This is a genomic window from Coleofasciculus sp. E1-EBD-02 (assembly GCF_040218245.1).
Lineage (GTDB): Bacteria > Cyanobacteriota > Cyanobacteriia > Cyanobacteriales > Coleofasciculaceae > Coleofasciculus.
The window spans coordinates 1-8294 of the sequence record NZ_JAVJQN010000258.1; the positions used below are offsets into that span (position 1 = coordinate 1).

The following is an 8294-nucleotide window of genomic DNA, read 5'->3' on the forward strand; positions in this document are numbered from 1 at the left end:
AATGTTGCGATCGCACTCCAATATCCTATACGCTGTAAGCCTTGATTGATGGTCATCATAGCACCCTCTAGATGTGAGATTTAGGGAATTCCCAACCTGATATTTATTTTATTATGTCCTGTGTCCTGTTTGTAGGGGCGCAAAGGCTTGCGCCCTCGCTATCGTTACGGAGAAATCCATTAATTTTATCGACTCGCCCCCCTATCGTGAACGGGGAAATGTATTACTTGTGTTGAGAAACCTTCATCGTTGGTTCACCTGTTGCAAAGGATAACTCGGTGGGTTACGGCGGATCATCATTAAATAGTTTGTTTTATTTATTGATTACCGCCTAACCCACCCTACGGGTTAGGGTTGATCTGGGTCTATAGGACGGCATATTTTCCCATTGTATAAAATTACCTAAAATTTCCGCCAAAGTCAAGCGCTACTTCTATTTTTTTAGCAGCGATTCTTCCTCTGATCTGCCATGAAAAGCTGAACCTTGGTAGGATTGAGGAACATTGAGTCCTCATGTCGAATCGGGCAAAATCTGGGCGAGAACTGAGTTATAGGGGATGAAGAGGAATGTTGCGATCGCGCCCCAATAGCCTAGACGTTGTAAGCCTTGATTGATGGTAAACATAGCACCCTCTAGATGTGAGATTTAAGGAATTCCCAACCTGATATTTATTTTATTATGTCCTGTGTCCTGTTTGTAGGGGCACCATCCTTGCGCCCTGGTTATCGTTACGGGGAAATCCATTAATTTTATCGACTCGCCCTCTTCGTTGGTTCACCTGTTGCAAACGATAACTCGGTGGGTTAGGTTGGATATCTAATTAAATAGTTTGTTGGGTCAATTGAGTACCGCCTAACCCACCCTACGGGGTATGATAAATTACGGTGAATTGGGGTCTATAGGACGGCACATTTTCCCATTGTATAAAATTACCTAAAATTCCCGCCAAAGTCAAGTGCTAATTCGATTGCCGATAACGCAGCAGTTAATCAGACATAATTTTTTAAATTAAAGAACAGATGGCGTCTCCAAAGGCAACTCTGGTACCCCCTTCATCGGCTGGCGTTCCGGCGCTGTTTATGGATTTGTGGCGACATCTCTGGATTCTGGCAAAAGACAAAATTTTATAAATTTACGCCAATTAATTCATCCGCCAACCCTTCACAAACCCGGAATTGAAAATAAAATGAAACCTAAGACAACCCCTGAACTCATGAAGTCAGACTTAATCAACCATGCAATTAAGTTCAATTAACCTCCCCAACTATTTAATCCGCCTGGGGCTATGTCCCCCAGAAAACCAAAATCAGCTTATTATTAAACCCGTTGCGGCGAAAAACTTTAACCTCTTAGTCACCTTACCCGACGAGAAAAAACTCCTAGTTAAGCAAGAACGGTATAATCAGGACGGGAAAACAGCCGGAGAATTTGGACAAGAATGGCGCATTCAGGAGTTTGTACAGCACTTTCCTGAACTCGCTACCCTTCACCCCTATCTACCCCAGGTACTGCATTTTGATCCAGGGGAATCAATCATCATATTCCGCTACTTAGACGAGTACCGGGACGTAATGGAATTCTACGCCGAAGAGACAATCTTCCCGAGTGCGATCGCGGCGTCTATTGGCACCACCCTGGCGGCTATTCATCGCGCCACGTTTAACCGAGATGATTATCGGCACTTTTTCTCACAACAGTCTCACTCTCTCCCCGAAACCGTACCCAACCTGATTGGCGGATTAGAACGAATCACTCCAGACATCTTTGGACTGGTTCCCGTGGATGGACTCAAATTCTTTGCCCTCTATCAACGATACGACAGTTTAGGAAACGCGATCGCAGAACTTGGCAAAACCGTCACCCCCAGTTGTCTCACCCACAATGACCTAAAACTCAATAATATCCTGCTTTCCAACCACTGGGAACAATCGCGCGATCGCAGTGTACGATTGATTGACTGGGAACGTTCTCATTGGGGAGATCCAGCCTTTGACGTAGGAACTCTCATCGCTAGCTATATCCAAATTTGGCTGAATAGTTTAGTCATCAGCAACGCCCTGAGTATCGAAGAATCCCTGCGGTTAGCAACAACTCCCCTTGACCAACTGCAACCCTCAATTGCCAGCTTAACCCAAGCTTATTTCCACAGCTTCCCGGAAATTTTAACACACCGCCCCACCTTCTTACTCCAAATCATCCAATTTGCAGGTTTAGCCTTAATTCAACAAATTCAAGCAATGATTCAGTACCAAAAATCCTTTGGAAACTCAGGAATCGCCATGCTGCAAGTTGCCAAAACCTTACTCTGTCGTCCCCAACAATCCATCCCCACCCTATTTGGCACCACAACACCCGATCTAATCCCCCCAAACCCCTCCCACAACTCCCCCGAAACCCTCTGCGCCCCTCTGCGTTAACCTCTGCGTTCCTCTGCGTTAAAAAAATAAAATCATGCAACTCCTAAACATCCCCACCCCACAACCCACCAATTCCCTCCTCGACACCTTACAAGACATCGCTAACACCATAAAACTCCAAGCCAACTTTTGCATCCATCATCCCAACTACAAACCCTTTGAACTACCCGAAGAAATAATTAGTCGTCTCCAGAACATGCCCTCAGACATCCAGCAACGGTACTGGAGTCTGCAACTGCGTGGATTTCTCTACGGAATCTACTACAATCAATCCCTAGAAAATAGCCTCGCCCTGAACACCGATAACTCAGCCATACCCATCGACCTAGAAAACAATACCCTTTTAGGATTAGACTTAAACTTCTATCAACAGTTACACGATCACAATCAAGGAACGGGTTACTTTGACCCCGGTTGGTTTGTTCTCAAACAGGAAACCGATAACACAATTGTCGTCAGCAAAGGCAGTTTAAAACTGCATATTGAACCCCAACGCCATCTCCACCCCAACCAACCAGCGGCTATTGGGGATACCGTAGCGATTCGGATGCCCAAAAACCTGATCCAAAACGGATTTTACATGGCAGTGAGTAACGCCGGAACCCAGAGTGAACCCACCGTAGATCATCCCTCAGAAACCGTGCGAATTTACTTTAACCTCACCCCAGACGGGGCGGTTTCTGTCATGGATAGCCTAACCCAGAAGTTTAACGCAATTAACCTACCCTTTACCTTTAAAGTCCTGTATAACCCCGCCGACTACGGACGTTATGATTCAGGGGTTTTCTACTTCGATAAACCCAATTACCCCACGGTTCGCCAAGTGCTTAAGGTTATCTATGCGGAAAATAAAGCTCATTTTAAACCCCAAGTTCCCCTATTTACCAAAGTCCTCGCCCCCGGATTAGGGTTAGCCGAAGAACCCGATACCAAGTTTGGTACACAAGAAAGTTTTGGCATGAACCGCTGTCAACTGGTTGCCAATGGGTTACTAGAAGCTTGGCAAAACGGGGATAACTCCCCAGACGGGCGAATGCAGGCAATTCTCCAACAGTTTTCCCTGTTTGGGATTGACATAAATCGTGCCTATCTCAATGCCAATTCTGACGATAATTATACCTCTTTCCTGGGTTCGTAGTAGGCACTTTAGTGCCATAAGCGCTAAAGCGCTTACTACAAACTAGCGCCATTCCCCTTAACATCATGCAAATCACAGACATTGCCCCCTCAGTTATCAAACCCGCCGTTAAAATTCCTGATTTCCCCGACTCTGACTTGTCATTTTACCGCCCCTTAGGACGGACTGATTTAACCGTTAGTTGTTTAGGATTAGGTGGGGGTGGTGGAATTTCGAGTCAGGATACACTCTACGCCTTCGACCAAGGAATTAACTACTTTTTCTACTCCAGCGACTTACACCACCATATTTATAGTTCCATGGCGGATGCCCTGCGTCAATTATGTGGGCGAAAATCATCAGTGCGGGAGAACGTGGTACTGGCAACAGTGACCTATATCAAGAATCCAGAAGTCGCACTGGCGGCTTTATTGGATCAGTTTGTGGAACTGAAAATCGACTATATCGATGTATTGTTCTGGGGATGGATTGGTGCGAATGATGGGCAATCGTTTAAGGATTGCTTGCAGCTTTCCCCCGATTTGCGCGGTACAAACTCCGTTTATCAGCGCACAATTGAGCGATTTTTCGGCACATCTGAACGGCTGAAAAAAATGGGCGCGGTGCGGTATATTGGCGCATCCTTCCACGATATGAACCTGGCGCAGCAGTGGTCAACGAGTCCCTTATTAGATGTCGTCATGGTGAGACATAATCTGGCACACCGTTCTGCCCAAAATCAGGTGTTTAATCGCTTAGATATCCGAGATCATAACCGTCCTGGGATTGTTACCTTTAAGTCTACCGGATCTCATTCCGGTGCCTTATGGGATGCGCCTGCGGGGTTGCCGGAAGGATGTTGGCAACCGTCTGTACCCGATTTATATCGCTATTCGTTGAGTCAGAACTGTGTTGATGTTTGTTTGACCGGATTGCGGTGTCGGGAGGAAATTGATGCGGCGATATCCGGTGTGCAAAAGGGTAAGTTAACCCCTGAAGAAATTGATTATCTCAATCTTTATGGGGATTTACATCGCCATCGGCTTTCTATCTCCGATATTTCACCAGAACGCTTAATTTATCGAGATTAAGTTTCCCCAGTAGAGATGTTCCGTCGGAACGTCTGTACAGAGTCAATTGTAGGGGCGGGTTTAGCCGTTTAATTGGGGGATCTACCGATAACCTTTCCACAAAACCCGCCCTTGGTCAAAAACGCAATTAAACATTGTTATTACCGAGGAAAATCATGCCAGAAACACTAGAACAATTCACGTTACCGGAAATTACCCCAGCAACGGATCAAGATATCCTTGCCTATTTACGCCATTCTTACCACATCGCCGAAATTGCAGCAGCGGCGGAACAGAATGCGTTAATTGTGGCGGTTTGTCAGCAATTAGGGATTACGGTATCTGAGGAAGAGTTACAAGCGGCGGGGGATGCATTTCGCCAGGAGAACAAACTGCTGGGAACATCGGAAACCTTAGCCTGGTTAGCACAGCAGCGCATTTCTGTGGAAGATTGGTCCCAGGGAGTGCGGATATCGCTGCTGAGGCAGAAATTGAAGGAACATCTGTTTGGTGAAAAGGTTGATGCTCATTATATGAGCGATCGCGATAATTATAAACGGGTGGCGCTGTCTCAGATTCTGGTACGGGATTTGACAGAGGCGGTGAAAATTACCCAGGCGCTTCGTGAGGGGAAGGTGTCGTTTTGTGTCTTAGCATTACAACACTCGAAGGGGAAGCAGTCTCAGGAAAATGGCGGTTTTGTCGGGGTGCGATTTTTGGCAGAATTGCTACCGGAGATTGCCCAGGCTGTATCTGAGGCTGTAGAGGGTGAGGTACTTGATCCGGTTCAAACGAAGCTAGGATATCACATTCTTCGAGTTGAGAAGTGGTTTCCGGCTGAGTTGGCTGAAGTCAGGGAACAGGTGTTGGAGTCTCTGTTTCAGGGTTGGTTACAGGCGGGATATCAGTCTAATCCTCATGCCTAAATGAGATAGTCTAGCTTTTGAACTCAGAGTTCCACGATAACTATTAAAAGTGAATGCCAGCCTCTAATTCGTTCAGAGGCTGGTCTTTTCTATGTCGGTCAATAAAATGATAAGCTGCCACACTATAATATTTTTATTTTTAGATAAAATATTATATTTTATGTCTTTTTTTATTGAGGACAAATATAATTTATCGCCAGTTTTAGGTCTCTTGCCATACATGGTTATATTCTTGGGGGTTTTATCAATAAAATTTATGTCTGAAAAGGTATTGAAAAATTATTGATATCTTCTATTGGAGATGTTTTAATAATAAACAAGGGCATAAAAATCAAAACTCTAGCCCTCTAAGACAGTAAAACTAGGAGATGATTACCAATGGCTACGATCAAAATCAGCGACTTAAACCCCACTGGCTTTGAATTAATCAACGATTCCGAAAGCTATCTCAATGAGCTGACAGACAACGAAAATATTAATGTGTTAGGAGGTGGTGGCGCCTTCACCTTTGGCGGCAAACATTGGTATTTTAGTGCGAAATGGGACTAAAAGTACAGAACAAAAGTCTAGCCTCTATAGCTCTATTTAGTGCTAAGGATTGACTGACTTAAAATGCACATTCCACATATCAATTTTTTTGAACATGTCTAGTCGGACGTAAATAAGGGGTAGATTGGTGATTGACTTGCCTATAAATAATTATCTTTTTCCGGTTAAATAACCGCCAATCTACCCAAAATGCTTAGTTATTACCTATGACATTGTTAAGTTGTGAATGTGCATTTAAAAGTGATGGCTAGGCTGGTATGTATTGAATAAAAGGTTACCAATTTATCAGACAGGAGACTTGTCAATGACCACTATCAAGATCGATAACCTTAATTCAGTTGGTTCTGAATTTTTTCAAGATGACGAGAGTTATCTCAATGAATTGACAAATGAAGAACTTGATGCGATTAATGGACTCTGGGGACAGTGGACTATCGCATTCACAAGGCCCGCAACCTTTACCCAAACAGGTCCAATTCTGAGGATTACATTGATTAGAAGGTGAGACGCTGCACTAGCATTTGCATTACCTTCACGGTAAACGTCAAGGTTGCTGGTAATCAACACGCCCCAATTTGTAGAGACGTAGCATGCTACGTCTCTACAATGGTAAAGGAAAAAAGGGTTATCAAATCAGATGCAATTATTATGAAGAGGTAGGAATTTGATCGCCGAAATTATCAGGCTGTCGAGCGACAGCTAAACGCTCTTGGTAAAACTCATCTAATGATGCACAAAACCTACCTGATTGTAACTGAATCCCTAGAGCATCAATGACGGCTAGAAAATCCAGAAATGTAGCATTATTATAGTTTTCCTCTTCATAAGCTTTGATTTGGTCTTCCGTGCGATCGCACAAATCTGCCAGTTCCTTTTGTGTCAGTTTAAAAGCAATCCTGGCTTTAATTAAAAGCGTTGATAGTTTGTTGATGTCATCAAGATTAAGAATGACGGGCTGATTCGGATCATGGGAAATTAGGGTTTCATATTCGGCAAGTTCATCCTGAAGAGTCTTTAGCTGACTGTGGTATGAATCTTGGAGGAGTTGCCATCCATCGGGGTCATTCTGTCTCTTTTCTTCATTTTGACGCACGGTTAGGATTGATCGCGCAAATTTCTCTGCCCATTTTTTTGTTACCTGATACTCGTGTTCGTTCTTAATCATGGTTCCCACCTTCGTAAATCAATAGCAACGATTCCTTTGGAATTTTCACCTCGATCACGCTGAAAAAACTCTATTGACATTGTACCCTCATCACCAATTAGCTGATCGGATGGTAAAATATCACCCCTATACTTAGCCTTTTGCATGTCACGGTCGTAAAAATTGAGTAAGGTTGGTGCATGGGTTCTCAAATAATCGATATCAACCTCTTCTCTATCCCAACAGGCATCAAAGTCATTCGGGTTGGGTTCGCTGGTAACAAAGCTCCCATTAATATAGATAGCACAACAGCCAGCGGCTTTTAATTGTTCCATTGCCAGAAGCAGTCCTTGAATCATACGGACTCGTTTAGGGGTAATGCCATATCGCTCTTCAAATTCTGACCACTCAGCCCAGTGTATTCCTGGTGGCAGGTTACCGTTTTCATCAAAAGGGGGTATCATTTCTATAGTATGTAAACACAACTCATTAACTGAGTTCAAAGCATACCATTGTGTCGGTAATATTATACAAAGTTTTAAAAATCTAATGTAAGGATACCTTATTGTTACAAAACGGACAAGAATAAAGTTATCATTATCTATCAGGACGCCCAAATTTGTAGAGACGTAGCATGCTACGTCTCTACAATGGTAAAGGAAAAGAGGTTTATCAAATCAGATGCAATTATTATGAAGAGGTAGGAATTTGATCGCCGAAACTATCAGACTGTCGAGCGACAGCCAAACCTTCTTGGTAAAACTCATCTAATGAAGCGCAAAACCTACCTGATTGCAACTGAATCCCTAAAGCATCAATGACGGCTATAAAATCCAGAAAGGTAGCGTTGTTATAGTTTTCCTCTTCATAAGCTTTGATTTGGTCTTCCGTGCGATCGCACTTGCTCATTCTCTATAGGGTAAGGTTTGAACCTGTTTTAACTGATAGCTTACACCTTTGTCAGTAAGCCCCAACACCCGCCAAGCACTCAAGTGCTTGGCTAAAAGCTAAAGTCCATTAAAATGGACTAAAACTAGAGATGCAGTCGTCTTTAGACGACTTTCGCTATT

Annotated in this window: 8 protein-coding genes; 5 read left to right on the forward strand and 3 right to left on the reverse strand. The window is 43.7% G+C overall.

The genetic code is table 11. The features are described 5' to 3' along the window. The first annotated feature begins 1236 nt into the window (after positions 1-1236). The 5 genes from RIC07_RS37530 to RIC07_RS37550 all read left to right on the forward strand — a co-directional run bounded on the left by RIC07_RS37530 (position 1237) and on the right by RIC07_RS37550 (position 6080). Positions 1237-2418, forward strand: coding sequence for a phosphotransferase family protein (locus tag RIC07_RS37530; protein ID WP_446398952.1), 1182 nt, complete (start codon positions 1237-1239; stop codon positions 2416-2418). Positions 2419-2452: 34 nt separating this feature from the next. Then, the gene (locus tag RIC07_RS37535; RefSeq protein WP_446398953.1) at positions 2453-3556 is read left to right on the forward strand and encodes a T3SS effector HopA1 family protein; all 1104 of its coding nucleotides are present in this window, start codon (positions 2453-2455) and stop codon (positions 3554-3556) included. A gap of 65 nt (positions 3557-3621) precedes the next feature. Then, a complete protein-coding gene (locus tag RIC07_RS37540; protein ID WP_446398954.1) occupies positions 3622-4626 on the forward strand; it encodes an aldo/keto reductase in 1005 nt (334 codons plus the stop codon). Between the two features lie 155 nt (positions 4627-4781). After that, complete coding sequence (locus RIC07_RS37545) at positions 4782-5531, forward strand: peptidylprolyl isomerase (protein ID WP_446398955.1); 750 nt, start codon at positions 4782-4784, stop codon at positions 5529-5531. A gap of 378 nt (positions 5532-5909) precedes the next feature. Beyond that, positions 5910-6080, forward strand: coding sequence for a hypothetical protein (locus RIC07_RS37550; RefSeq protein ID WP_446398956.1), 171 nt, complete (start codon positions 5910-5912; stop codon positions 6078-6080). A 646-nt stretch (positions 6081-6726) separates the two neighbouring features. Here RIC07_RS37550 and RIC07_RS37555 read toward each other — a convergent pair. From RIC07_RS37555 to RIC07_RS37565, 3 genes are all read right to left on the reverse strand, one after another. Beyond that, positions 6727-7245, reverse strand: coding sequence for a hypothetical protein (locus tag RIC07_RS37555; protein ID WP_446398957.1), 519 nt, complete (start codon positions 7243-7245; stop codon positions 6727-6729). Then, on the reverse strand, positions 7242-7688 hold the full coding sequence (locus RIC07_RS37560; protein ID WP_446398958.1) for a DUF6932 family protein: 447 nt from the start codon (positions 7686-7688) through the stop codon (positions 7242-7244). The genes RIC07_RS37555 and RIC07_RS37560 overlap by 4 nt, the downstream gene beginning before the upstream one ends. A 226-nt stretch (positions 7689-7914) precedes the next feature. Then, on the reverse strand, positions 7915-8133 hold the full coding sequence (locus RIC07_RS37565; protein WP_446398959.1) for a hypothetical protein: 219 nt from the start codon (positions 8131-8133) through the stop codon (positions 7915-7917). Between the last annotated feature and the right edge of the window lie 161 nt (positions 8134-8294).

What these genes read in the sequence shown, in the direction of transcription:
- RIC07_RS37560 (WP_446398958.1), bottom strand. Translation starts at nt 7,688, where the DNA reads ATGATACCCCCTTTTGATGAAAACGGTAACCTGCCACCAGGAATACAC.
- RIC07_RS37540 (WP_446398954.1), top strand. Translation starts at nt 3,622, where the DNA reads ATGCAAATCACAGACATTGCCCCCTCAGTTATCAAACCCGCCGTTAAA.
- RIC07_RS37550 (WP_446398956.1), top strand. Translation starts at nt 5,910, where the DNA reads ATGGCTACGATCAAAATCAGCGACTTAAACCCCACTGGCTTTGAATTA.
- RIC07_RS37565 (WP_446398959.1), bottom strand. Translation starts at nt 8,133, where the DNA reads ATGAGCAAGTGCGATCGCACGGAAGACCAAATCAAAGCTTATGAAGAG.
- RIC07_RS37545 (WP_446398955.1), top strand. Translation starts at nt 4,782, where the DNA reads ATGCCAGAAACACTAGAACAATTCACGTTACCGGAAATTACCCCAGCA.
- RIC07_RS37535 (WP_446398953.1), top strand. Translation starts at nt 2,453, where the DNA reads ATGCAACTCCTAAACATCCCCACCCCACAACCCACCAATTCCCTCCTC.
- RIC07_RS37555 (WP_446398957.1), bottom strand. Translation starts at nt 7,245, where the DNA reads ATGATTAAGAACGAACACGAGTATCAGGTAACAAAAAAATGGGCAGAG.
- RIC07_RS37530 (WP_446398952.1), top strand. Translation starts at nt 1,237, where the DNA reads ATGCAATTAAGTTCAATTAACCTCCCCAACTATTTAATCCGCCTGGGG.